Origin of the sequence: Yersinia fenwicki (assembly GCF_043099325.1) — a bacterium.
Taxonomy (GTDB): domain Bacteria; phylum Pseudomonadota; class Gammaproteobacteria; order Enterobacterales; family Enterobacteriaceae; genus Yersinia.
Window position 1 is genome coordinate 4,685,736 of sequence record NZ_CP170755.1, and the last position, 25,559, is coordinate 4,711,294.

Consider the following 25,559-nt stretch of genomic DNA (forward strand, 5'->3'; position numbering starts at 1 on the left):
CGGGTTGCAAAAATAAGCAGCCCGGTAATTCAGGCCATAACCAACTATTCAAACCACAGCTAAGCTAGATTATCATCCCACATATTGGCTCATTACACGCTGACAGAGTTTTTTCAGTCAGAGGATACCATTGTGTTAAAAAAATTAGATTCCCTGCTGAATGCAGCAGATATTGAGTTACCCGATCAGCAAAAATTCCAATTGATAGGCTATGTTGAACTGCTTGATAAGTGGAACAAAGCTTATAATCTGACTTCTGTGCGTGACCCAATGCAAATGCTGGTGCGGCATATCCTGGATAGCATTGTCGTTAACCCACACTTGCAAGGCAGTCGTTTTATTGATGTCGGTACGGGGCCAGGGCTTCCAGGGATACCGTTAGCCATCGTGCGGCCCGATGCACACTTCGTCTTACTTGATAGCTTGGGCAAGCGTGTTCGCTTTTTACGTCAGGTACAGCATGAGTTAGGGTTAAGCAATATCGAACCGGTACAAAGCCGTGTTGAGGACTTTGCCGCAAAACCGCCATTTGATGGTGTAATAAGCCGTGCATTTGCATCCTTACAAGATATGCTGTCCTGGTGTCATCATTTGCCCGCTAAGCCTGAAGGGCGCTTTTATGCGCTTAAAGGGGTAAGGCCGGATGATGAATTAGCAACATTGCCTGAAGGGATAGTTCTTGAATCGGTTGTTCGACTGCAGGTACCAGAGTTGGACGGTGAACGTCATTTGGTTATTCTTAAGTCAAACTAACTTTGCTATTTATCAAAAAAATGTAATAAATCCTTAGTGCAAGTAAGGTGAATTGTCTGCAGTAGCACTTTTAATATTGGCGATTATTTATCCGCTGACTATAGTTCGGAAAGATTATATTTAACGCCTTGTTTACAATATCAGCAGTAATAAACGACATAATCATATTGCAGGTGATCAAATAGTTACGCTGGTTATTATTTTATCTAAGATATCATTCTTTTTATGTGTCCGAAGTGTTGCTGGATTATTATCTGAAATGTCAACGGTAAGTTTTTACTAAGTAGATAAGTTGTTTGATAATGGTAATAATTTAACATTATGATTTATAAAAGTTTTTAATGGCTCTTTTCGTTAAAGACAAAGCAGGCTGTTATGGGCTATAAATCGTTTTGTTTTAATTTTTGTGATCCATTGCACGCTTTATTGATAATAATTGGAATCGTCAGACAATTCAATTTGGCCTATATTCCGAGAGTAATCTGCTGAAAAAAGCCAGAAAGTAAAAAAATTGAATAATTGTTCACCTTTTCGTTACTTATCGATTGAATTCGTTTGAGTGGCCCGTATAATTTGCTCGTTTTTTGCTGCTTGACTCAATGGGGTAAAAGGCAGTTCTATACCTCACTTAATATGCCTTTAGTGTGGTTCGGAGAGAACAAACGTCATGCCTGTATCCCTTTACAGTGGGAAAATTGCACGAAAGTTACTGTTGTTGCAGTTAATGACTTTTGTTGTTCTCAGTGCTGTTTTTGGTTTTAGAAGCCTGGAATGGAGTGCTTCAGCTTTAGCTGGAGGGTTGGCAGCCTGGTTACCCAGTGCCATATTTATGTTGTTTGCTTGCCGCCATCAGGTAAAAACAGCTGCTCCGGGTCGTGTTGCGTGGTCATTTGCCATTGGCGAAGGGTTAAAAGTTATCATGACGATAATTTTGCTGATCGTGGCATTAGGGCTGTTTAAAGCAGCGTTTACGCCACTCGGTTTAACCTATTTAGCGGTGCTGATTGTGCAGATATTGGCACCGGCCGTGATAAGCGGCTACCGTACTTAACAGTTATCGTATTTAACGGTCACCGTATTTAACTACAAAAAGGGTAAGAGGCATCATGTCTGCATCAGGAGAAATCTCTACTCCAAGGGACTACATAGGTCACCATCTGAATAACCTTCAGTTGGACCTGCGTACCTTTGAGTTGGTCAATCCCCACTCACCTGGCCCTGCGACGTTCTGGACGTTGAACATTGACTCTTTGTTCTTCTCTGTCGTGCTGGGGTTAGCTTTTCTGTTTGTTTTCCGTAAAGTTGCGGCAGGTGCCACCAGTGGTGTGCCTGGCAAATTGCAGACGGCTGTTGAGTTAATTATCGGTTTTGTCGATAACAGCGTACGGGATATGTACCACGGCAAAAGTAAAGTCATCGCACCATTAGCCCTGACCGTGTTTGTTTGGGTTTTATTGATGAACATGATGGACTTACTACCAATCGATTTACTGCCTTACATTGGTGAACATGTCTTTGGGTTACCTGCGCTGCGTGTGGTACCTACCGCAGACGTGAGTATTACCTTGTCCATGGCATTGGGTGTCTTCATCCTGATCCTGTTCTATAGCATTAAAATGAAAGGTGTAGGCGGCTTCGTAAAAGAATTAACGATGCAGCCGTTCAATCACCCGATATTCATTCCAGTTAACTTAATTCTGGAAGGTGTCAGCCTGCTGTCCAAACCGGTTTCACTCGGTCTACGACTGTTCGGCAACATGTATGCGGGTGAGTTGATCTTCATCCTGATTGCTGGCCTGTTGCCGTGGTGGTCACAGTGGATGCTCAGTTTACCTTGGGCTATCTTCCACATACTGATTATTACGTTACAAGCCTTTATCTTCATGGTTCTGACGATTGTCTATCTGTCGATGGCGTCCGAAGAGCACTGATTTTCTTATAACACTACTGCGTTTTAACTGAAATAACTGGAGACTGTCATGGAAAACCTGAATATGGATCTGCTGTACATGGCTGCCGCTATAATGATGGGTTTAGCGGCAATCGGTGCTGCGATCGGTATCGGCATCCTGGGTGGTAAATTTTTGGAAGGCGCTGCACGTCAGCCTGACCTGATTCCTCTGCTGCGTACACAGTTCTTTATCGTCATGGGCCTGGTTGACGCCATCCCTATGATCGCTGTTGGTCTGGGTCTGTACGTGATGTTTGCTGTCGCGTAAGTAGAGTTTTCTCTACTGTGAACTACACCAAACTATTAACTTTTAAAGAGGCATTGTGCTGTGAATCTTAACGCAACAATCCTCGGCCAGGCCATCGCGTTTGTCCTGTTTGTCCTGTTTTGTATGAAGTATATATGGCCGCCGATCATGGCTGCCATCGAGAAGCGTCAAAAAGAAATTGCTGACGGTCTCTCTTCTGCAGAGCGTGCCAAAAAAGATTTGGACTTAGCGCAAGCCAATGCGACCGACCAACTGAAGAAGGCCAAAGCAGAAGCACAGGTGATCATTGAGCAGGCAAGTAAACGCAAAGCTCAGATCCTTGATGAAGCTAAAGCAGAAGCTGAACAGGAACGTAACAAAATCGTGGCGCAAGCGCAGGCAGAGATCGACGCCGAACGTAAGCGTGCTCGTGAAGAGTTGCGTAAGCAAGTCGCGATGTTGGCTATAGCTGGCGCCGAGAAGATCATCGAACGTTCCGTGGATGAAGCTGCTAACAGCGACATCGTTGATAAACTGGTCGCTGAACTGTAAGGAGGGAGGGGCTGATGTCTGAATTTGTCACTGTAGCTCGCCCCTACGCCAAAGCAGCTTTTGACTTTGCTGTTGAGCACCAGGCGGTTGATCGTTGGCAGGATATGCTGGCTTTTACTGCCCAAGTGACTCGCAATGAACAGATCGCTGAATTGCTTTCCGGTGCTGTAGCGCCAGAAACAATGTCTAAGACGTTTATTGCTGTCTGTGGTGATCAGCTCGATGAACCCGCACAGAACTTCATTCGAGTTATGGCGGAGAATGGCCGTTTACTGGTTCTTCCTGAGGTATTACTGCAGTTTATTCAACTGCGTGCCTCGCTGGAGTCGACCGTCGACGTTGAAGTGAGCTCTGCGAGCCCATTGAACGACGAACAGCAGGCTAAAATTGCCGCTGCGATGGAAAAACGTCTATCACGCAAAGTTAAGCTGAATTGCAAAATCGATAAGTCCGTAATGGCCGGCGTAGTAATACGTGCAGGCGATATGGTGATAGATGGCAGCGTTCGCGGTCGTCTAGAACGCCTGGCGGACGTCTTGCAGTCTTAAGGGGACTGGAGCATATGCAACTGAATTCCACCGAAATCAGCGAACTGATCAAGCAGCGCATTGCTCAGTTCAATGTAGTGAGCGAAGCTCACAATGAAGGTACTATTGTTTCCGTTAGTGACGGGATCATTCGTGTACACGGTCTGGCTGATGTAATGCAAGGCGAGATGATCGCACTGCCTGGCAACCGTTACGCAATCGCACTGAACCTGGAGCGCGACTCCGTAGGTGCTGTAGTTATGGGTCCGTACGCCGATCTTGCTGAAGGCATGAAGGTTAAATGTACTGGCCGTATCCTGGAAGTTCCTGTCGGTCGTGGCCTGTTGGGGCGCGTCGTCAATACTCTGGGTGAACCTGTTGATGGTAAAGGTCCGGTAGAAAACGACGGCTTCTCAGCTGTTGAAGCTATCGCACCTGGCGTTATCGAACGTCAATCCGTTGATGAACCTGTTCAGACTGGCTATAAGTCAGTCGATGCCATGATTCCAATCGGTCGTGGTCAGCGTGAATTGATCATCGGCGACCGTCAGACAGGTAAAACTGCTCTGGCGATTGATGCGATCATCAACCAGCGCGATTCAGGCATTAAATGTGTGTATGTTGCTATCGGCCAGAAAGCCTCTACTGTTGCAAACGTAGTGCGTAAACTGGAAGAACACGGCGCGTTGGCTAACACCATTGTGGTGGTAGCTACTGCATCAGAATCAGCAGCATTACAATACCTGGCACCTTACTCCGGTTGTGCCATGGGGGAATATTTCCGCGACCGTGGTGAAGATGCGCTGATTATTTATGATGACCTGTCTAAACAGGCTGTTGCATATCGTCAAATCTCCTTGCTGCTCCGTCGTCCACCAGGTCGTGAAGCTTATCCTGGCGACGTATTCTACCTCCACTCACGTTTGCTGGAGCGTGCTGCGCGTGTTAACGCCGATTACGTTGAAGCCTTTACCAAGGGTGAAGTGAAAGGTAAAACCGGTTCTTTGACCGCATTGCCAATCATTGAAACCCAAGCAGGGGACGTTTCCGCGTTCGTTCCGACCAACGTAATTTCTATTACTGATGGTCAGATCTTCCTGGAATCCAGCCTGTTTAACGCCGGTATTCGTCCTGCGGTTAACCCAGGTATCTCCGTATCCCGTGTGGGTGGTGCAGCGCAGACCAAGATCATGAAAAAACTGTCCGGTGGTATCCGTACCGCTCTGGCACAGTATCGTGAACTTGCTGCGTTCTCCCAGTTCGCATCCGATTTGGATGATGCAACACGTAAACAGCTGAGCCACGGTCAGAAAGTGACCGAGCTTCTGAAACAGAAACAATACGCACCGATGTCAGTTGCGCAGCAGTCTCTGGTTCTGTTCGCAGCTGAACGTGGTTATCTGGGTGATATCGAGTTGGCGAAGGTAGGTAGCTTTGAAGCTGCGCTGTTGGCGTTTGCTGACCGTGAGCATGCCGAGCTTCTGCAACAAATCAACCAAACTGGCGCGTATAACGATGAGATCGAGGCCAAGCTGAAAGGCATCCTTGATACATTTAAGGCAACCCAGTCCTGGTAACGCTATACGGCCCTGCTTTTCATTAGGAAAGCAGGCCGTCTGGCAATGAGGAGAAGCAGAAATGGCCGGCGCAAAAGAGATACGTTCCAAGATCGCCAGCGTGCAAAACACGCAAAAGATCACCAAAGCCATGGAGATGGTCGCCGCCTCCAAAATGCGTAAATCGCAGGAACGCATGGCGGCCAGCCGTCCTTATGCAGAAACAATGCGTAGTGTGATTGGTCACCTTGCGCTAGGTAATCTGGAATACAAACATCCATACCTGGAAGAGCGTGATGTTAAGCGCGTTGGGTATCTGGTGGTTTCTACAGACCGTGGCTTGTGTGGTGGTTTGAACATTAACTTGTTCAAAAGACTGTTGGCTGAAATGAAAGGTTGGTCTGAAAAAGGCGTTGAGTGTGATTTAGCGCTGATCGGATCAAAAGCAGCATCTTTCTTTGGTTCCGTGGGCGGCAAAATTGTTGCTCAAGTGACTGGCATGGGAGATAACCCTTCTTTGTCAGAACTTATCGGGCCAGTGAAAGTCATGCTGCAAGCCTATGATGAAGGTCGTTTGGATAAACTGTATATCGTTAATAACAAGTTTATCAATACGATGTCTCAGGAACCACGGATCATGCAGCTGCTACCACTTCCGCCAGCGGAAGATGGTGAGCTGAAAAGGAAATCCTGGGATTACCTGTATGAACCTGATCCTAAAGCACTGCTGGATACTCTCCTGCGTCGCTATGTGGAATCGCAAGTTTATCAGGGCGTCGTTGAAAACCTGGCCAGCGAACAGGCCGCGCGAATGGTAGCGATGAAAGCCGCCACCGATAACGGCGGTAGTCTGATCAAAGAGCTGCAGTTGGTTTACAACAAGGCTCGTCAGGCCAGCATCACTCAGGAACTCACCGAGATCGTCGGGGGAGCCTCCGCGGTTTAACCAGGTTATTACCCTAAATAGTTCAGATTGTGGGAAGGCGGCAACTGAGCACATCCCCAGGCGCTTACTCAAGTAAGCAATTCGGGTGAGAGAAGGCAGCCAACGCCCCAGCAATTTGGAATATGACGGGTAAACGTATTACGTAGAGGATTCAAGATGGCTACTGGAAAGATTATCCAGGTAATCGGCGCCGTAGTGGACGTCGAATTCCCCCAAGACGCTGTACCAAAAGTGTACAACGCCCTTGAGGTTGAAGGCGCAGCTGAGAAGCTCGTGCTGGAAGTTCAGCAACAGCTGGGCGGTGGTGTTGTTCGTTGTATCGCAATGGGCTCTTCCGATGGTCTGAGCCGCGGGTTGAAAGTCATCAACCTGGAACACCCAATTGAAGTGCCAGTGGGCAAGTCAACTCTGGGCCGCATCATGAACGTATTGGGTGATCCAATCGACATGAAAGGTCCTATCGGTGAAGAAGAGCGTTGGGCAATCCACCGTGAAGCGCCTTCTTACGAAGATCTTGCCAGCTCGCAAGACTTGTTAGAAACCGGTATCAAGGTAATGGACTTGATTTGTCCGTTCGCTAAGGGCGGTAAAGTCGGTCTGTTCGGTGGTGCCGGTGTAGGTAAAACGGTAAACATGATGGAGCTGATTCGTAACATTGCGATTGAGCACTCAGGTTATTCCGTATTTGCTGGCGTGGGTGAGCGTACTCGTGAGGGTAACGACTTCTACCACGAGATGACTGACTCCAACGTTCTGGACAAAGTATCCTTGGTTTATGGCCAGATGAATGAGCCACCAGGTAACCGTCTGCGCGTTGCATTGACCGGCCTGACCATGGCGGAGAAATTCCGTGATGAAGGTCGTGACGTATTGCTGTTCATCGATAACATTTATCGCTATACCTTAGCCGGTACGGAAGTTTCCGCACTGCTGGGTCGTATGCCATCTGCCGTAGGCTACCAGCCAACTCTGGCAGAAGAGATGGGTGTGTTGCAGGAACGTATTACTTCCACCAAGACGGGTTCAATCACTTCTGTTCAGGCCGTTTACGTACCAGCGGATGACTTGACTGACCCATCTCCAGCAACCACCTTTGCTCACTTGGATGCAACCGTCGTTCTGAGCCGTCAAATCGCCTCTCTGGGTATTTACCCGGCGGTTGACCCGCTTGACTCCACCAGCCGTCAGCTTGATCCGCTGGTTGTTGGTCAGGAGCATTACGATGTAGCGCGTGGCGTGCAGTCTATTCTGCAACGTTACCAGGAACTGAAAGATATTATCGCAATCTTGGGTATGGACGAGTTGTCAGAAGATGACAAACTGGTGGTATCCCGTGCGCGTAAAATCCAACGCTTCCTGTCTCAACCGTTCTTCGTGGCAGAAGTCTTTACCGGTTCACCGGGCAAGTTCGTATCGCTGAAAGATACCATTCGTGGTTTCAAAGGCATCATGAACGGCGACTATGACCACCTGCCGGAGCAGGCGTTCTACATGGTTGGCACCATTGAAGAAGCAGTGGAAAAAGCCAAGAAACTGTAACGCTGTTGACTGGAGGGTGACATGGCTGCAATGACTTACCATCTGGATGTTGTGAGCGCTGAGAAGAAGATGTTCTCTGGCGTGGTACAAAAAATTCAGGTGACGGGTAGTGAAGGTGAACTAGGGATTTTCCCTGGTCATGCCCCACTGCTCACTGCCATTAAGCCTGGCATGATACGTATCGTTAAGCAGTTCGGTGAGGAAGAGTTTATTTATCTTTCTGGCGGCATCCTTGAGGTGCAACCGAGTGTGGTGATCGTATTGGCTGACACTGCTATTCGTGGAACTGATCTGGATGAAGCTAAGGCGTTAGAATCTAAACGTAAAGCAGAAGAACATATCAATAACTCCCACGGCGATGTCGACTATGCACAGGCATCCGCTGAATTGGCGAAAGCGATTGCAAAACTACGTGTAATCGAGCTGACCAGGAAAGCGATGTAATTTTACAGTGGTGGGTTTTTAGTAACCCACTAATTTGTAAATTATTATATATTTAAAGTCATTGAGGATGTCGGGTACTAGTGAAGGCTGCTAAACCGCCCACAGCTTCAATTACGAAGAATATAAAGAACGATAGAATGCCAGTCAGTAAAGCTGATTGGCATTTTTTTATATTCATACCTAATAATATGCATTCATTAACCACCCTCCTCCGGCTTTCTGCTATTTCATTAAGCATCAGCTAAACTAAAAGCGTTTCTTTCTGAAAACTCTTGTTTCTTGTCGTAAAATAAGTGGCTAATGACCTGCGTAGGTGGGTGTGTTTTGATAAAAACAGGTCATAAAACGTCGTCGATCGCAGACACTTTTATCTGCATTTTTTTATTACCTGCTCTATTGCTACAACCCTTTAACCATGCGGGTTGGACACGTTTTTCGCTGAGAAATATGTAGTAATTATTTCGCTAAACAGGTTTACTTCCGTCTATTAATTTGGAGTTATCAGGTTGCTTATGTCTAACAGCTCAATGAGTGTAGTCATCCTTGCCGCAGGTAAGGGGACACGTATGTATTCCGACCTTCCTAAGGTGTTACACCCACTGGCAGGTAAGCCGATGGTTCAGCATGTTATTGATGCTGCCATGAAGCTGGGTGCTCAGCAGGTTCATTTGGTTTATGGGCATGGCGGTGAGTTGCTGCAAAAAACACTGACTGATCCCGCATTGAACTGGGTGCTGCAAGCTGAGCAGTTGGGTACTGGCCACGCGATGCAACAAGCTGCCCCCCATTTTGCTGATGATGAAGATGTCCTGATGCTGTACGGCGATGTACCGTTAATCTCAGTTGATACTCTCCAGCGTTTGTTAGCGGCGAAGCCACAAGGTGGTATTGGCTTGCTAACGGTGAAGCTGAATAACCCTAGTGGTTATGGCCGTATTGTGCGCGAGAATGGCGATGTAGTCGGGATTGTTGAGCATAAAGATGCTAACGACACACAGCGTGAGATTAATGAAATCAATACCGGGATTTTAGTTGCCAATGGTCGTGATTTAAAGCGCTGGTTATCACTGTTGGATAACAATAATGCCCAAGGTGAGTTTTATATCACTGATATTATTGCGCTGGCCCATGCTGATGATAAGAAGATAGCTGCGGTGCATCCCGCTCGTCTGAGTGAGGTTGAAGGTGTCAACAACCGCCTGCAATTAGCCGCTCTTGAACGCGTTTATCAGTCAGAGCAAGCTGAGAAGCTTTTACTCGCTGGGGTGATGTTATTGGATCCTGCGCGCTTTGATTTGCGCGGAGAATTAACACATGGTCGTGACATCACTATTGATACCAATGTCATCATTGAAGGCCATGTGACTTTAGGTGATCGCGTCCGTATTGGAACTGGATGTGTCCTCAAAAACTGTGTGATTGGTGATGATTCCGAAATCAGCCCATACAGTGTATTAGAGGATTCTCGTTTGGATACGGGTTGTACTGTTGGGCCATTTGCTCGCTTGCGACCTGGTGCGGAATTAGCTGAAGGCGCGCATGTCGGTAACTTTGTTGAGATCAAGAAAGCCCGCTTGGGTAAAGGCTCTAAAGCTGGTCATCTCTCCTATTTGGGCGATGCTGAAATTGGCTCTGGCGTAAATATTGGCGCAGGGACTATAACTTGCAACTATGATGGAGCTAATAAGTTTAAAACTATTATTGGCGATGATGTCTTTGTTGGGTCAGATACTCAACTTGTCGCGCCAGTGACTGTTGCAAACGGCGCGACGATTGCCGCAGGAACAACTGTCACCCGTGATATCGCCGAAAACGAGTTAGTGCTTAGTCGTGTGAAGCAAGTTCATGTGCAGGGTTGGCAACGTCCGGTTAAGAAAAAATAATCTATACCCGTCATACTTCAAGTTGCATGTGCGTTGGCTGCTTTCGTTCCCCCCAGTCACTTACTTATGTAAGCTCCGGGGATTCGCTCAATTGCCGCCTTCCTGTAACTCGAATTATTTAGGGTATATAAAACAGTCCCTTCAATCTTAGTTATTCTGCATTGAAGGGATATTTTGCCCTGTATTTTTAGCCTATATATTGCTGCTGAGAGTACAGAACAAAATATAATAATCCCCAACTCTACAGGCTCGGGGAACCCGGAAAATCCGGAAATTCAGGTCACTGACATCGACAAGGTTCTAAAAGAATCTTAAATAGGAATAAAACAGATGTGTGGAATTGTTGGCGCAGTAGCGCAACGTGATATCGCTGAGATTCTGATCGAAGGTTTACGTCGTCTTGAATACCGTGGCTATGACTCAGCCGGTTTAGCTGTAGTGGATGCTGAAGGTAATCTGACTCGTTTACGTCGTGTGGGTAAAGTTCAGGCGCTGTCTGATGCGGCCGAAAATCAGGATTTACATGGTGGAACCGGGATTGCACATACCCGTTGGGCCACTCATGGTGAGCCATCAGAGGCTAATGCGCACCCTCATGTTTCTGACTATATCTCCGTGGTTCACAACGGTATTATCGAAAATCACGAACCGTTACGTGAATTATTGATTAGCCGTGGCTACCGTTTCAGTTCTGAAACTGATACTGAAGTTATTGCTCACCTGGTGCATTGGGAGTTACAGCAAGGCGGTTCTTTGCTGGAAGTGGTTAAACGTGTGATCCCGCAATTGCGTGGTGCGTACGGCACTGTGGTGATGGATAGCCGTGACCCAAGCCGCTTGGTCGCTGCCCGTTCTGGTAGCCCGCTGGTGATTGGCTGTGGCGTAGGTGAAAACTTTATTGCCTCCGACCAACTGGCACTGTTGCCGGTAACCCGCCGCTTTATCTTCCTGGAAGAAGGGGATGTGGTTGAGGTGACTCGCCGTAGCATCGCTATTTTTGATAAACAGGGGAATGCTATTGAGCGCCCTGAAATCGAATCTCAGGTGCAATATGATGCCGGCGATAAAGGTGTTTACCGCCACTACATGCAAAAAGAGATTTATGAACAGCCGATGGCGATTAAAAATACGCTGGAAGGCCGTTTAAACCACGGGGCGATTGATTTATCAGAGCTTGGTGCGAAAGCCGATGCTCTACTGGCGGATGTGCAACATATCCAAATCATAGCCTGTGGTACTTCTTACAACTCAGGTATGGTTTCACGCTATTGGTTTGAGTCATTAGCTGGTGTGCCTTGTGACGTAGAAATCGCCTCTGAATTCCGCTACCGCAAATCTGCTGTACGCCCTAATAGCTTGCTGATCACCTTGTCACAATCGGGTGAAACTGCGGATACGCTGGCTGCTCTGCGTTTATCCAAAGAGTTAGGATACTTAGGTTCGCTGGCAATTTGTAACGTCGCCGGTTCTTCGCTGGTTCGTGAATCAGATTTGGCTTTGATGACCAAAGCTGGAACCGAGATTGGCGTGGCCTCAACTAAAGCCTTTACCACTCAGTTGACGGTGTTATTGATGCTGGTGGGGCGTATCGGCAAGTTAAAAGGTGCTGATGCCAGTCTGGAGCACGATATTGTTCATGCGTTACAGGCGCTGCCTGCACGCATCGAGCAGATGCTGTCTCTGGATAAAACCATTGAAGCGCTGGCTGAAGGTTTCTCTGATAAGCACAATGCATTGTTCCTGGGTCGTGGTGATCAATACCCGATTGCGATGGAAGGTGCGCTGAAACTGAAAGAGATTTCTTATATTCATGCCGAAGCTTATGCTGCGGGTGAATTGAAACACGGCCCATTGGCATTGATTGATGCTGACATGCCGGTCATCGTGGTCGCGCCAAATAACGAATTGTTGGAAAAACTGAAATCTAACATTGAAGAAGTGCGCGCACGCGGCGGTTTACTGTATGTATTCGCTGATCAAGATGCAGGTTTCACTGATAGCGAAGGCATGAAAATCATTCAGCTACCGCATGTGGAAGAGATTATTGCCCCTATCTTCTACACCGTGCCGCTACAGTTGTTGTCTTACCATGTCGCACTTATCAAAGGTACCGATGTGGATCAGCCTCGTAATCTGGCAAAATCGGTCACAGTTGAGTAATAAGCGGAAAATCGTATAAAAAAAGCCGGCATCTTGTCGGCTTTTTTGTATTTATAGTTTATTCATAAAGAGTCATTTTTGCGCAAAAAACAAACCAGTAATGGGGGGTGTTATCACGGGTAAAGTGAGTTTTTTGCGAAATAAAGGATAAAGCAATTGCCATAAATTGATGTTAATTTATTGATATTAAATGTATTTATTTAAACTCTTCTTGATTGTAATATAACTGTAATATTTCGTACATTTTTCTGTCATTAAACTGTCCTATTTTCCCTCCTGCACCATACTTAATCTGATGAAAAAACTTTAGAGTTAATTCTAATATCCCATTAGGAGGGATTATGAAACTGATGCGTACCACCGTAGCCAGCATTGTGGCAGCGACTTTATCTATGACCACTGTGTCCGTATTCGCTGCTGCAAGCCTGACAGGTGCAGGTGCGACATTCCCCGCGCCGGTGTATGCCAAGTGGGCAGATTCTTATCAGAAAGAAACAGGTAACAAAGTTAACTATCAGGGGATCGGTTCTTCAGGCGGCGTGAAACAAATTATTGCCAATACTGTAGATTTCGGTGCTTCTGATGCGCCATTAGCAGACGACAAACTGGCTGCTGAAGGTTTGTTCCAATTCCCGACAGTGATTGGCGGTGTGGTATTGGCCGTGAATATCCCTGGCATTAAATCCGGTGAGCTGACTTTAGACGGTAAAACACTGGGTGATATCTATCTGGGCAATGTGAAAAAGTGGAATGACCCGGCTATTACTAAATTGAACCCAGGCGTTAAATTACCCGATCAAAATATCGCTGTAGTGCGCCGTGCTGACGGTTCCGGTACCTCATTCGTATTCACCAGCTACCTGGCTAAAGTGAATGCACAATGGAAAGAAAAAGTGGGTGCAGGCTCTACTGTTAACTGGCCGACTGGTTTGGGTGGCAAAGGTAATGACGGTATCGCCGCATTCGTACAGCGCCTACCTGGCTCGATTGGCTATGTAGAATATGCTTACGCCAAGCAGAATAACCTGGCTTACACCAAACTGGTTTCTGCTGATGGCAAACCCGTTAGCCCGACTGAGCACAGCTTTAGCTCCGCGGCAAAAGGTGTAGACTGGAGCAAAACATTCGCTCAAGATTTAACCAATCAAAAAGGTGATGATGTATGGCCAATTACATCAACAACTTTCATCTTGGTACACAAAGAGCAAAAAAATGCCGCTAACGGCGCTGAAGTATTGAAGTTCTTTGACTGGGGTTACACCCACGGTGCTAAGCAAGCCAACGAGCTGGATTATGCAACATTGCCAGCTGAAGTTGTTGAGCAAGTCCGTGCCGCCTGGAAAACTCAGATTAAAGACAGCAGCGGTAAGCCAATCTTTTGATTGAAGTCCGTTTTACCTGTAATAAGTTATTTATAAAATCACCTTATATCTAAAGTAATTGGAGTTGTAGGTAGGCGGCAATTGAGCTAATCCCGATGAGCTTACTGGTGTAAGTGATTCGGGTTAGTGAACGCAGCCAACACCCCTACAGCTCCAAGTACGAGGGGGATATAACACTCAGATGAGAAGAGAGTCTATGGCTGGCAAGCCGACAATCAAAGCACCGAGTCAATACGGTGACATCATTTTCAGTGCGCTGGTTAAACTGGCTGCGCTGATTACGCTATTTCTGTTAGGCGGCATTATCGTTTCACTGATTATTGCTTCCTGGCCAAGTATCGAGAAATTTGGTTGGGCTTTCCTGTGGACTAAAGAGTGGGATGCTCCAGCTGAACAGTTTGGTGCATTAGTGCCGATTTACGGTACGGTTGTTACCTCGGTTATCGCTTTGCTCATTGCGGTTCCTGTTAGTTTCGGTATTGCCCTGTTTCTCACTGAACTCGCGCCGAACTGGCTAAAACGCCCGTTGGGTGTTGCGATTGAACTGCTGGCGGCTATCCCAAGTATTGTTTACGGTATGTGGGGTCTTTTCGTCTTCGCTCCGCTGTTTGCCCGCTACTTCCAAGAGCCCGTCGGCAATGTGATGTCCGGCATCCCCATTGTTGGCGTATTGTTCTCTGGCCCGGCATTCGGTATTGGTATTCTGGCCGCCGGTGTCATCCTGGCTATCATGATTATTCCTTACATTGCCGCAGTTATGCGCGATGTGTTCGAACAAACCCCCGTGATGATGAAAGAGTCGGCCTATGGTATTGGCTGTACCACATGGGAAGTGATTTGGCGCATTGTGCTGCCTTATACCAAAAATGGTGTTATCGGCGGTGTGATGTTGGGCTTGGGTCGTGCGTTGGGTGAAACCATGGCAGTGACCTTTATTATCGGTAACACCTACCAGCTCGACAGCTTCTCGCTGTTTATGCCGGGCAACAGCATTACCTCTGCGTTGGCAAATGAATTTGCTGAAGCTGAATCTGGTTTACATACCGCCGCGTTGATGGAACTGGGTCTAATCTTATTTGTTATTACCTTTATCGTACTGGCTTTATCTAAGCTAATGATTTTGCGTCTGGCTAAGAAAGAGGGGCGCTAAGATGACAACGATGAATATGCAAAGTGATGCGACGCTGATGGAAACCCGCCGTAAAAAGCAGGCCTGGCGTCGTCAAAAGAATCGTATTGCCTTGATACTTTCAATAGCAACTATGGCGTTTGGCCTGTTCTGGTTAGTGTGGATTTTATTTTCTACCGTCACCAAAGGTATCGACGGTATGTCTTTGGCGCTGTTTACCGAGATGACACCACCACCGAATACCGCTGGCGGTGGTTTAGCTAACGCCATTGCCGGGAGTGGATTATTAATTCTGTGGGCGACCGTCATCGGCACCCCACTGGGCATCATGGCGGGAATTTATCTGGCGGAATATGGCCGTAAATCCTGGCTGGCAGAAATTACCCGCTTTATTAATGACATTTTGCTATCAGCTCCTTCTATCGTGGTTGGCTTGTTTGTCTACACCATTGTAGTTGCCAAGATGGAGCATTTCTCGGGCTGGGCTGGGGTGATTGCTCTGGCGCTGTTACAAATACCGATTGTTATCCGTACCACTGAAAATATGTTGAAACTGGTGCCTGATAGCCTGCGCGAAGCGGCTTACGCATTAGGAACGCCAAAATGGCGCATGATATCGGCCATTACGTTGAAAGCCTCTATATCAGGTATTTTGACCGGGATCTTGCTGGCAGTTGCACGTATTGCCGGTGAAACGGCACCTTTGCTGTTCACGTCGCTCTCCAACCAATTCTGGAGCACCGATTTGAGTCAGCCTATTGCTAACCTGCCGGTCACTATCTTTAAGTTTGCCATGAGTCCGTTTGCCGAATGGCAGCAGTTGGCATGGGCCGGGGTGCTGTTAATCACGCTATGTGTACTGTTATTGAATATTCTGGCTCGCGTTATTTTCGCTAAGAAAAAATATTAATCGGCTGAAAAAGTGCCATTAATTAGCAAAGAAAATAACGATTCGCCAATAAATTCCAAAATGCGGCTACGGCGGCATTGGCTAAAAGAGAGAAGTCTTGATGAGTATGGCTACTGACATCAACAACAGCAAAATTCAGGTTCGCGATCTGAACTTCTACTACGGCAAATTCCATGCGCTGAAGAATATTTCGCTGGATATTGCCAAAAACCAAGTCACAGCATTCATTGGCCCATCAGGCTGTGGTAAATCAACACTGCTACGTACATTCAATAAAATGTATCAGTTGTACCCGGATCAGCGTGCTGAAGGTGATATTTTGCTGGATGGGCAGAATATCCTGACCGATAAACAAGATATTGCGTTACTGCGGGCCAAAGTGGGTATGGTTTTCCAAAAGCCTACGCCATTCCCAATGTCGATTTACGATAACATTGCTTTTGGTGTGAAACTGTTTGAGAACTTGTCTCGCGCTGATATGGATGAACGCGTGCAATGGGCATTGACCAAAGCGGCTTTGTGGAATGAAACCAAGGATAAGCTGCACCAGAGCGGTTATAGCTTGTCCGGTGGACAGCAGCAGCGTTTATGTATCGCCCGTGGTATCGCCATCCGCCCTGATGTGTTGTTGCTTGATGAACCTTGCTCAGCACTTGACCCTATTTCTACCGGTCGAATTGAAGAGCTGATTAGTGAGTTGAAGTCGGACTATACCGTTGTGATTGTGACGCACAACATGCAACAGGCGGCTCGCTGCTCAGATCACACGGCATTTATGTATCTGGGTGAGTTAATTGAATTCAGTGATACCGATACCCTGTTTACCGCGCCACAGCAAAAACAGACGGAAGATTATATCACCGGTCGCTATGGCTGAAGGATCTACTCCATTATGGCTATTTTATTTGCCATTTTGAACCAAGGCAGTGCTCAGAATCCTCACGTACTACGTGTACGCTCCGGTTATTACGCGCTGTCCGTGTTCAAAACTGACTGCAACAATTACGCCTACTGGGATAGATCCATACCGCACTCATTCTGCCTGATTATAAGTATGGGAAGTATCATGGATAACTTGAATCTTAATAAACATATTTCCGGCCAGTTCAATGCAGAACTTGAACATATTCGCACCCAGGTTTTGACCATGGGCGGGCTGGTGGAGCAACAATTATCTGACGCGATCACCGCCATGCACAATCAGGACGGTGAGTTAGCAAAACAGGTTATTGCTGGCGATAAGAAGGTCAATATGATGGAAGTGGCCATTGATGAAGCCTGTGTGCGCATCATTGCCAAACGCCAACCCACAGCGAGTGACCTGCGCTTGGTGATGGCCATCATTAAAACGATTTCTGAGTTAGAGCGTATCGGTGATGTGGCGGATAAAATCTGCCGTACTGCGCTGGAAAAATTCTCGCATCAACACCAGCCTCTGTTAGTCAGTTTGGAGTCTTTAGGGCGTCATACTGTGCAGATGCTGCATGATGTATTGGATGCCTTTGCCCGCATGGATTTGGATGAAGCTATTCGAATTTATCGCGAAGATAAGAAAGTTGATCAGGAATATGAAGGCATTGTGCGCCAGTTGATGACGTATATGATGGAAGATCCGCGCACCATACCAAGCGTGTTAACAGCGCTGTTTTGTGCCCGTTCAATTGAGCGTATTGGGGATCGGTGCCAAAATATTTGCGAATTTATCTTCTACTTTGTCAAAGGGCATGATTTCCGTCACTTGGGTGGCGACGATTTAGAAAAGCTACTTTCTAATAAGACTGAAAAGTAACCCTTTTTACCCCAATCATACCGAAGGTTAAGGTATGGTTGGGGGCCATTTCCCGAGTTTCTCTCCTTTGCTCCCGCACTCCTTAAATAGTGATTTTTTATTAATATAATGAGATTCATTCACTGAGATTGTTTGGTTATAAATATATCGTTTTATATTATTTCCTGACCTAACGCCGAATTTGATAGCTTACACACATCGCAACATCTAAATCATCTTAGGAGCTTTCAATGAAGCAATCTCTATCCACAAAAAAAAGCGTTCTGGCACTGACGTTGTTAGCAAGCTTAGCCACACTTTCTGGTGCGGCTCATGCAGATAAACTGGATGATATCAAGAAGGAAGGGGTGGTGCGGATTGCCGTTTTCGATAGCAACCCTCCGTTTGGTTACATCGACCCACAGACTAAAAAATTGGTGGGATATGATGTGGATGTGGCGAATGCTATTGCGAAAGATTTAGGCGTAAAAGTTGAATTACGGGCAACCAACCCAGCTAACCGTATTCCATTACTGACATCTAAAAAAGTGGATTTGATTGCTGCCAACTTCACCATTACTGATGACCGCGCCAAGGAAGTGAACTTCAGCTTGCCGTATTTTGCCACTGGACAGAAATTTATTGCTCATAAGGGTGTGCTGAAAACGCCAGAAGATATCGGCAAATTACGTATCGGTGCGGATAAAGGCACGGTACAGGAAATAACCTTGCGTGACCGTTATCCAACCGCGAAAGTCATTTCCTATGATGATACTCCTGTGGCATTTACCGCTTTGCGCAATGGTAATGTCCAAGCTATCACTCAAGATGATGCCAAATTAGTCGGGCTACTGGGTAACCTGCCTGCGGCACAAAAAGCAGATTTTGAAATTTCACCATTCAGTATTACCAAAGAGTATCAAGGTATTGGTATTCCTAAAGGCGAAGATCGTTTAACTGCTGAAGTGAACGAGACTTTGGTTAAACTGGAAAAAGATGGCGAAGCGGCAAAAATTTATGACCGCTGGTTCGGGCCAGAAACTAAAGCTGCTCAACCTCGTGGTGATTTCAAGTTTGCACCGTTGGATCAACAGCCTAAAGCGTAATTCAATGTGATGTTGAAAACACCAAAGCCCTGCATTGTTATGATGCAGGGCTGTTTGCTTTCAAGCAGATATGGGTATCAGAATATATGAATCTACATCACCTCACCGACTGGTTACTGGCCCCGCAATATCTTGGCTGGTTGTGGCACGGTTTTCTGCTGACGCTGTGGATTTCAGCCTGCACGGTGGTGGCATCGACGTTGTTGGGCTTTTTGCTGGCCGCCGCCAGAGACAGTGAACTCAAAGGGCTGCAATGGTTTGCCATTGGTTACAGCACCCTATTCCGCAACACACCACTGCTGATCCAGTTGTTCTTTTGGTACTTCGCTGCCAGTCAGTTTCTACCTGCATCGTGGATTCCTTGGCTTAATACGCCTCATGAAATCATGTTTTTCGGGTTAACCCTCGGTTGGCCTTCTTTCGAATTTTTGGCTGGTTTTATCGGGTTGACCTGCTATTCCACGGCATTTATTGCTGAAGAGTTGCGCTCGGGGATAAGCGGGGTGGCGAAGGGACAAAAGTATGCTGCCCATGCACTGGGGTTGACGGGGTGGCAGGCTATGCGCCATGTGGTGTTGCCGCAGGCGTTGAAGATAGCGATGTCGCCGTTACTTGGCCAATATATGAATATTATTAAAAACTCGTCGTTAGCAATGGCTATTGGAGTGGCTGAGCTTTCTTATGCCTCTCGTCAGGTTGAAACTGAAACATTACGGACATTCCAGGCTTTCGGTGTTGCGACAGTGTTGTATATCGCGATTATTGCGTTGATTGAGGCCTGGGGTATGTGGCGTCAGCAGCGAATCCTCGCTAGGGGGCATTGAGATGGATTTCACGATTATTGCTGATAACTGGAGTTATCTGTTATGGGGCACTTTTCCTGATGGCCCATTAGGTGGAGCTGCATTAACGTTGCTGATTAGTCTGTTGGCTGGCGTGGCTTCGGCAATTTTAGGTACGGTGCTGGGCGTGGTGTTGGCGATGTCCCGTGGTGTTTGGGCCGGAGTATTGGCCGCAGTTCTAGGGTTTTTCCGTGCCATTCCGGTGATTATGTTGATTTTTTGGACGTATTTTCTACTGCCAATTGTCTTTGGTGTAGATATACCGGAAATCACCACGGTAGTATGCGCGCTGGCATTGATTGCATCGGCTTATCTGGCTCATGCCGTGAAAGCGGGGATCGTGGCAATCGGGGCTGGACAGTGGCAGGCGGGTTTGTCGTTAGGTTTCAATCGCTGGCAGGTTTTGTGGTTTATCATCTTGCCACAAGCCTTACGCATGATGGTGCCATCATTCATTAATCAATGGATCTCTTTGATTAAGGACACCTCGCTGGCCTATATCGTCGGGGTAAATGAACTGACATTTTTGGCAACTCAGGTTAATAACCGCAGCATGGTTTACCCGATGGAAGTGTTCCTGTTTGTGGCATTGGTCTATTTCGTTTTATGTCTGACACTGGACTTATTAGCCAATGGTCTTAATCGCCGTTTTAGCCCACAACATACGATTAACAAGCAAAGCGCCATTAAACGGTCATGGCGCTGGTGGCAAAATAAGCCGGTATTACCAGCAAGTTAATGGCGGGTAATCTGCCAGCCTCTTGCGCGCCATAAGTCAGGCAGTTGCCGCATATCATCAAACATAGTGACCAATGGGTGGTGAATCGGCTGGTTATGCGGGTCGGCGCAGTAATAATATACCGGTATTCCTGCGGCTATACCGGCATGGGTACCGGCTGCTGAGTCTTCAACTAAAATGCAGCGCTCGGCCGCGACCTGCATCTCTTCAGCCGCATGGTAAATGAGTGCTGGATCGGGCTTCCAACGCTGGATGTCATAGCCGCTATAAAGTTTGTCTTCAAAAAACGGCAGTAACCCGGTCAGCCCAAGAGAGTGCTGCATTTTACTCACCGGCCCATTGGACACTACGCAAACCGGCAACGTGATTTGCTCTAACAGGGCTTTTGCACCAGCGATGGGTTGCAACTCGGCATCAAATAAGCGCGCAACTTCGGCACGGTAGAGTTTTTCCAGCTTTTCTATGGGTTCATCCAGGCCGTTTTCTTGACTCACCCGCGCGACAATCTCATTGAGTTTTACGCCTTTAAAACGCTTAATCACTTCTTCCAGTGACAGGTGAATATCATAATGGGCAAACATTACGACATAGGCCCGACAACACAAGACTTCACTGTCGACCAACGTTCCGTCGCAATCGAACATAACGCATTCAATATTACTCACTTATTTCTCCCTTTAATCATACCAACCCTCTTTATCCCACTTTAACTATCTTGCTCCAGAATGCGATGGTTAATTACTCCGGTATCGATATTACTCATATCAAATGAATAAAATTCAATAAGTTGAATAAATAATGGTTAATGTTTAATCATCTGTTGCGCAACACGGCAGATAAAAAATAGCCAAATAGAGTGTGATCTCTCTCTAAACGACGGTTTTTTTGTTATAGGATATCCCTAACTATCACTCCCTTCTGCGGAACTCCTCGAATGAGTAAACCAAACCTTGATACTGAGCAGGGGCTGCTCGAACGTGTTTTTAAACTGAAGCAACATGGGACTACGGCACGTACTGAGCTAATTGCAGGTATTACGACCTTTCTGACTATGGTCTATATCGTGTTCGTTAACCCACAGATTTTAGGGGTTGCGGGTATGGATGTGCAGGCCGTATTTGTGACGACCTGCCTGATTGCTGCTTTTGGTAGCATCTTTATGGGCCTATTAGCTAACTTACCGGTCGCTCTGGCACCGGCGATGGGGCTTAATGCTTTCTTCGCTTTTGTAGTGGTTGGCGCGATGGGTATTTCATGGCAAGTCGGCATGGGGGCTATTTTTTGGGGCGCAATCGGTTTCCTTTTGCTCACCATTTTCCGTATCCGATATTGGATGATTGCTAACATTCCGCTGAGTCTGCGGGTGGGGATTACCAGCGGTATCGGCCTGTTTATTGCGATGATGGGGCTGAAAAATGCGGGCATCGTGGTCGCAAACCCAGATACGTTAGTCGCAGTAGGCAATCTAACCTCTCACAGTGTGTTGTTGGGGGCGCTGGGCTTCTTTATTATCGCGGTTCTGGCATCTCGCAATATCCACGCCGCAGTCCTGGTATCGATTGTTGTGACGACATTAATTGGCTGGGCGCTGGGTGATGTCCATTACTCTGGCATCTTCTCCATGCCGCCAAGTGTGACCTCAGTGGTTGGGCAGGTCGATTTAGCTGGTGCGCTGAATATAAGTATGGCTGGAATTATTTTCTCCTTCATGCTGGTTAACCTGTTCGATTCATCCGGTACATTGATTGGTGTGACGGATAAAGCCGGTTTAACCGACCATAAAGGCAAGTTCCCGCGCATGAAACAAGCGCTTTATGTAGACAGTATCAGCTCTGTTGCCGGTGCGTTTATTGGTACGTCATCAGTGACGGCTTATATCGAAAGCTCTTCTGGTGTTTCTGTCGGTGGCCGTACTGGCTTAACTGCGGTGGTGGTGGGGATTTTATTCCTGCTGGTGATGTTTATTTCTCCACTGGCGGGAATGGTACCTGCCTACGCCGCAGCCGGTGCGTTGATTTATGTTGGCGTGTTGATGACATCCAGCCTATCCCGTGTGAAATGGGATGACCTGACCGAAGCCGTTCCGGCGTTTGTTACCGCAGTGATGATGCCGTTCAGTTTCTCGATTACTGAAGGGATCGCGCTGGGCTTTATCTCTTACTGCCTGATGAAACTCGGTACTGGTCGCTGGCGTGAGATCAGCCCCTGCGTGGTGGTAGTTGCGCTACTGTTTGTGCTGAAAATTGCGTTTGTTGATCACTGATCGCAAATTCTGTTGAGCATTAATAGCAAATAGCAAAACGGCCCGCTCTCAGTATGGAAAGTGGGCCGTTTTATTGAATACTGTATTACTTCAACTGAGCGCTGATTTGCTCCAGTGCTTTTGTGGCACATTGTGCATCCAGATGCCCACCGGGCGCACCAGCAACACCGATCGCACCAACCACTTCATCTCCTGCTTTCACTGGCACACCGCCACCTAAGAGTAAGAAACCGGGAATATCTTTCAGGTTATTGGCCGCGGGTGTTTTCTGACTGTTTTCCATAACTGTCCCACTTGGTGTTTTGGTCGACAGCGCAGTAAAGGCTTTTTGCTCACTGGCTTTTACGGTATGTGGGCCTGCATTATCAGCACGTAGTACAGTTTTGATGATGCCAGCGCGATCCACAACGGTGACCGCAACGTTATAGCCGTCAGCCTGGCAAAGGGCAAGGGTACGGTTTGCTACATCGGTGGCCAGAGCCAAAGAGATATTGCGTTCAGTATTCAGACCCGCAGCAGAAGCTTGAGTTATCAGGCCGATAAATAAGGCAGAGGTCAGGGCAATAGGCTTGATCATATAAAATCCTTATTGTTAGCGAAGTGAATTCCTCACAGTAACGCTATGCTACGGCGAAAAGTGGTGAAAAAACATTCGGCTAACTACCCGTTTTACTAGGTACTTCTACCTATACTCGTCATACTTCAAGCTGCATGTGCGTTGGCTGCATTCGTTCACCCCAGTCACTTACTTGAGTAAGCTCCAGGGGATTCTCTCAATTGCCGCCTTCCTGCAACTCGAATTATTTAGAGTATATTGGCTTACCTGTAACGCCAATTGCCTTGGGGATTATTGGGAGGATAAGTGATAGTGATAAATAAGTAATGCCAGCGAGTTGACCTCTAGCTTGGCAAAGATATTCGCGCGGTGAGCTTCAACCGTTCGTGGAGACAGCGACAATGTATGGGCTATCTGTTTGCTGGTTTCCCCTTGAATAATCAGGGCGGCAACTTCCCGTTCGCGAGCAGAGAGTTGGTTGAATAGCTGTTGATAGCTCGCCCGCTGCTTATGGGCTGTCAGCGATTGTTCATGCTGCTCTAGCGCCATACTGACGGTTTCGATCAGGACATCGGCATCAATAGGTTTGGTTAAAAACTCTAGCGCACCACCTTTAAAGGCCCGGCGGCATAATTCAACATTACCATGCCCCGTCATAATGATGACCGGCAGGGTGCTATTTCGCTCTTGGATAGCGTCTAATATTGTCATGCCACTTTTACCCGGCATACGAATATCGAGTAGTACACAACTTGGCTGAGTAATGGCAAAGGTATCGAGGAATATCTGGCCGTTACTGAATGCTTTAACCTCCCAGCCCATGGTCGTCAGTAATGCGCTCAACGCTGCCCGAACACCCTCATCATCATCAATCAGATAAATGTGCTTTGTCATGTGTACTCCCGGCAATTAGAGGAAAAGTGAGGGTAAAGCAAGCGCCCCCATGTTCATGGTTTCCCGCTTTTATGTCGCCTCCCATCCGTTGTACTAAGGTTTCACAAAGAGTCAGCCCTAAGCCCAACCCGCTCTCTCGAGTGGTATAGAAGGGAGTAAACAGGCTATCTAACTGCTGATGAGTGAGCCCCGGCCCGTTATCTTCAATCTGAATAACCCATTGTTTAGATGTCATATTTATGGTGAAAGTCACCGTCGGGGTAGGTGTATGTTGGATCGCCTGAATGGCATTACTGAGTAAATTATGAAAAACCTGCTCCAGCCATAAAGGATCACTTTGCAGTGTGGATAGATTTGCCGGAATCACATTTATGATTTTGACATTCGCCGCGGTTATTTCCTGACTCAACAACACATTCACTCGCCGCCAGATATCAGCCACCACGACCGGTTGAAAATTTATCTGCCCACGGCTGAGTAGGGTTCGCAGCCGGTCTAATAAAGCGGCAATGCGTTTGATTTGCTCGACAGAGGCCACCAGCAGTGGGGCGACTTTCTCATCTTGCGGTGGTAACAGGCGTAGCGCGGTCTGGTTATAGGTCAATGTTGCGGTGAGCGGCTGGTTTAATTCATGGGCGATGCCGGTTGCAATTTCTCCCATGGCATTGAGTCTGGCTTGATCGGCAAATTTGGCGCGCTGCTCGGCATGTAAACGGTGCTGAGCCAATAGTTGCCAGCGGTGCCAACTGTACAAGGCGGCGGCTATTATCAGTGAAAGTAGTAGGGCGGTGAACCAGGGTAAATCACGCCAAACTGGGGTGGCATGACCGATTAATGTGAAAGATTGCGACCCTTCGCCCACCGGTTTTTGCCACTGCCAGAAACTTTCAGGCGCTGAATGGCCTAAAATCGCGAGTTGATGCTGCTGATAGCGCAATACCAGACTGTCAAAATGGGGCGGTAAACCCACCACTTGCAGTAACTTCTGGGCATTAACCTGCAAACCACTGCCACTGTAGGAGTTCGCTAAACGATAATCTCCATCCTGCAGGTGCAAGGTGAGTTGACCGGGTTTCGATTGATCTGCTGGTGTTTGGTTTATCGCTACCAGTTGTGGGAAATGACGCTGTAATTGCACCAGTTGGCTCGGTTCCAACGCCAAAAATAAAATCGCTTGCTGCTGCGCCAACTGTTGGCTCAATTCACGATGAATAGTACGAAAATCGACTTCTCGCTCAGCTTGTTGTGTGTTCAGCCCGTACCAGCCCAGCCAGAGAGTGGACATCAGGGTCAGGATAAACCAGACAGTGATTTTAAAGGCCATGAGTGGGTCGTATCCACAAAAGAGAAGGTGGCTATTGATAACATAGGGCGCTATACAGAGGAAACCCCCAATACCGTGTGCCGTGGGG

Annotated in this window: 25 protein-coding genes; 21 read left to right on the forward strand and 4 right to left on the reverse strand. The window is 47.3% G+C overall.

The window, feature by feature from the left end; all coding sequences use genetic code 11:
- Positions 1-132 precede the first annotated feature (132 nt).
- The 20 genes from rsmG (at position 133) to ACF3VQ_RS21395 (ending at position 20,434) form a co-directional block, all read left to right on the forward strand.
- Positions 133-753 carry a 16S rRNA (guanine(527)-N(7))-methyltransferase RsmG gene (gene rsmG / locus ACF3VQ_RS21300; RefSeq protein WP_392432873.1) on the forward strand — a complete coding sequence of 207 codons (621 nt, stop codon included), beginning with the start codon at positions 133-135 and terminating at the stop codon, positions 751-753.
- A 667-nt stretch (positions 754-1,420) separates the two neighbouring features.
- Positions 1,421-1,804 (forward strand): F0F1 ATP synthase subunit I, encoded by a 384-nt coding sequence (gene atpI, locus ACF3VQ_RS21305; protein WP_392432874.1) that lies wholly within the window; start codon positions 1,421-1,423, stop codon positions 1,802-1,804.
- A 55-nt stretch (positions 1,805-1,859) separates the two neighbouring features.
- The gene (gene atpB, locus ACF3VQ_RS21310) at positions 1,860-2,684 is read left to right on the forward strand and encodes a F0F1 ATP synthase subunit A (RefSeq protein ID WP_005161179.1); all 825 of its coding nucleotides are present in this window, start codon (positions 1,860-1,862) and stop codon (positions 2,682-2,684) included.
- 48 nt (positions 2,685-2,732) lie between these two features.
- Entirely contained in the window at positions 2,733-2,972 is a 240-nt protein-coding gene (atpE, locus tag ACF3VQ_RS21315; RefSeq protein WP_004393045.1) for a F0F1 ATP synthase subunit C, read from the forward strand.
- A gap of 60 nt (positions 2,973-3,032) precedes the next feature.
- Positions 3,033-3,503, forward strand: a complete 471-nt coding sequence (gene atpF / locus ACF3VQ_RS21320; RefSeq protein WP_004393038.1) for a F0F1 ATP synthase subunit B — start codon at positions 3,033-3,035, stop codon at positions 3,501-3,503.
- Positions 3,504-3,517: 14 nt separating this feature from the next.
- Entirely contained in the window at positions 3,518-4,051 is a 534-nt protein-coding gene (atpH, locus tag ACF3VQ_RS21325) for a F0F1 ATP synthase subunit delta (RefSeq protein WP_392432875.1), read from the forward strand.
- Positions 4,052-4,065: 14 nt separating this feature from the next.
- A complete protein-coding gene (gene atpA, locus ACF3VQ_RS21330; RefSeq protein WP_005161175.1) occupies positions 4,066-5,607 on the forward strand; it encodes a F0F1 ATP synthase subunit alpha in 1,542 nt (513 codons plus the stop codon).
- A 61-nt stretch (positions 5,608-5,668) separates the two neighbouring features.
- A complete protein-coding gene (atpG, locus tag ACF3VQ_RS21335; RefSeq protein WP_004393031.1) occupies positions 5,669-6,532 on the forward strand; it encodes a F0F1 ATP synthase subunit gamma in 864 nt (287 codons plus the stop codon).
- A 156-nt stretch (positions 6,533-6,688) separates the two neighbouring features.
- Complete coding sequence (gene atpD / locus ACF3VQ_RS21340) at positions 6,689-8,071, forward strand: F0F1 ATP synthase subunit beta (RefSeq protein WP_005161168.1); 1,383 nt, start codon at positions 6,689-6,691, stop codon at positions 8,069-8,071.
- A gap of 21 nt (positions 8,072-8,092) precedes the next feature.
- Positions 8,093-8,515, forward strand: a complete 423-nt coding sequence (locus ACF3VQ_RS21345) for a F0F1 ATP synthase subunit epsilon (protein ID WP_005175169.1) — start codon at positions 8,093-8,095, stop codon at positions 8,513-8,515.
- 512 nt (positions 8,516-9,027) lie between these two features.
- Positions 9,028-10,398, forward strand: coding sequence for a bifunctional UDP-N-acetylglucosamine diphosphorylase/glucosamine-1-phosphate N-acetyltransferase GlmU (gene glmU / locus ACF3VQ_RS21350; RefSeq protein ID WP_392432878.1), 1,371 nt, complete (start codon positions 9,028-9,030; stop codon positions 10,396-10,398).
- Positions 10,399-10,728: 330 nt separating this feature from the next.
- A complete protein-coding gene (gene glmS / locus ACF3VQ_RS21355; RefSeq protein ID WP_392432880.1) occupies positions 10,729-12,558 on the forward strand; it encodes a glutamine--fructose-6-phosphate transaminase (isomerizing) in 1,830 nt (609 codons plus the stop codon).
- Between the two features lie 341 nt (positions 12,559-12,899).
- A complete protein-coding gene (pstS, locus tag ACF3VQ_RS21360; protein WP_392432881.1) occupies positions 12,900-13,940 on the forward strand; it encodes a phosphate ABC transporter substrate-binding protein PstS in 1,041 nt (346 codons plus the stop codon).
- A gap of 181 nt (positions 13,941-14,121) precedes the next feature.
- Positions 14,122-15,090, forward strand: a complete 969-nt coding sequence (gene pstC / locus ACF3VQ_RS21365; RefSeq protein ID WP_155410464.1) for a phosphate ABC transporter permease PstC — start codon at positions 14,122-14,124, stop codon at positions 15,088-15,090.
- Between the two features lies 1 nt (position 15,091).
- Complete coding sequence (pstA, locus tag ACF3VQ_RS21370) at positions 15,092-15,979, forward strand: phosphate ABC transporter permease PstA (RefSeq protein ID WP_392432882.1); 888 nt, start codon at positions 15,092-15,094, stop codon at positions 15,977-15,979.
- Between the two features lie 100 nt (positions 15,980-16,079).
- Positions 16,080-16,856: a phosphate ABC transporter ATP-binding protein PstB gene (gene pstB / locus ACF3VQ_RS21375; RefSeq protein ID WP_004713904.1), complete on the forward strand. Its 777-nt coding sequence runs from the start codon at positions 16,080-16,082 to the stop codon at positions 16,854-16,856.
- Positions 16,857-17,045: 189 nt separating this feature from the next.
- On the forward strand, positions 17,046-17,768 hold the full coding sequence (gene phoU / locus ACF3VQ_RS21380; RefSeq protein ID WP_048618616.1) for a phosphate signaling complex protein PhoU: 723 nt from the start codon (positions 17,046-17,048) through the stop codon (positions 17,766-17,768).
- A gap of 230 nt (positions 17,769-17,998) precedes the next feature.
- Entirely contained in the window at positions 17,999-18,853 is an 855-nt protein-coding gene (locus ACF3VQ_RS21385) for an ABC transporter substrate-binding protein (protein WP_019081474.1), read from the forward strand.
- An 86-nt stretch (positions 18,854-18,939) separates the two neighbouring features.
- On the forward strand, positions 18,940-19,677 hold the full coding sequence (locus ACF3VQ_RS21390; RefSeq protein WP_392432885.1) for an amino acid ABC transporter permease: 738 nt from the start codon (positions 18,940-18,942) through the stop codon (positions 19,675-19,677).
- Position 19,678: 1 nt separating this feature from the next.
- A complete protein-coding gene (locus tag ACF3VQ_RS21395) occupies positions 19,679-20,434 on the forward strand; it encodes an amino acid ABC transporter permease (RefSeq protein ID WP_392432887.1) in 756 nt (251 codons plus the stop codon).
- On the opposite strand, the gene yieH is transcribed toward ACF3VQ_RS21395, so the two are convergent.
- Entirely contained in the window at positions 20,431-21,099 is a 669-nt protein-coding gene (gene yieH / locus ACF3VQ_RS21400) for a 6-phosphogluconate phosphatase (protein ID WP_392432889.1), read from the reverse strand. The two genes, ACF3VQ_RS21395 and yieH, sit on opposite strands and share 4 nt — an antisense overlap.
- Positions 21,100-21,368: 269 nt before the next feature.
- Here yieH and ACF3VQ_RS21405 point away from each other — a divergent pair, with 269 nt between their 5' ends.
- Positions 21,369-22,697, forward strand: a complete 1,329-nt coding sequence (locus ACF3VQ_RS21405) for an NCS2 family permease (RefSeq protein WP_392432891.1) — start codon at positions 21,369-21,371, stop codon at positions 22,695-22,697.
- Between the two features lie 85 nt (positions 22,698-22,782).
- Here ACF3VQ_RS21405 and ACF3VQ_RS21410 read toward each other — a convergent pair whose 3' ends face one another.
- The 3 genes from ACF3VQ_RS21410 to ACF3VQ_RS21420 form a co-directional block, all read right to left on the reverse strand.
- Positions 22,783-23,274, reverse strand: coding sequence for a heme-binding protein (locus ACF3VQ_RS21410; protein ID WP_392432892.1), 492 nt, complete (start codon positions 23,272-23,274; stop codon positions 22,783-22,785).
- 270 nt (positions 23,275-23,544) lie between these two features.
- Complete coding sequence (locus tag ACF3VQ_RS21415; RefSeq protein WP_392432894.1) at positions 23,545-24,147, reverse strand: response regulator transcription factor; 603 nt, start codon at positions 24,145-24,147, stop codon at positions 23,545-23,547.
- The gene (locus tag ACF3VQ_RS21420) at positions 24,122-25,471 is read right to left on the reverse strand and encodes a sensor histidine kinase (RefSeq protein ID WP_392432895.1); all 1,350 of its coding nucleotides are present in this window, start codon (positions 25,469-25,471) and stop codon (positions 24,122-24,124) included. The genes ACF3VQ_RS21415 and ACF3VQ_RS21420 overlap by 26 nt, the downstream gene beginning before the upstream one ends.
- Between the last annotated feature and the right edge of the window lie 88 nt (positions 25,472-25,559).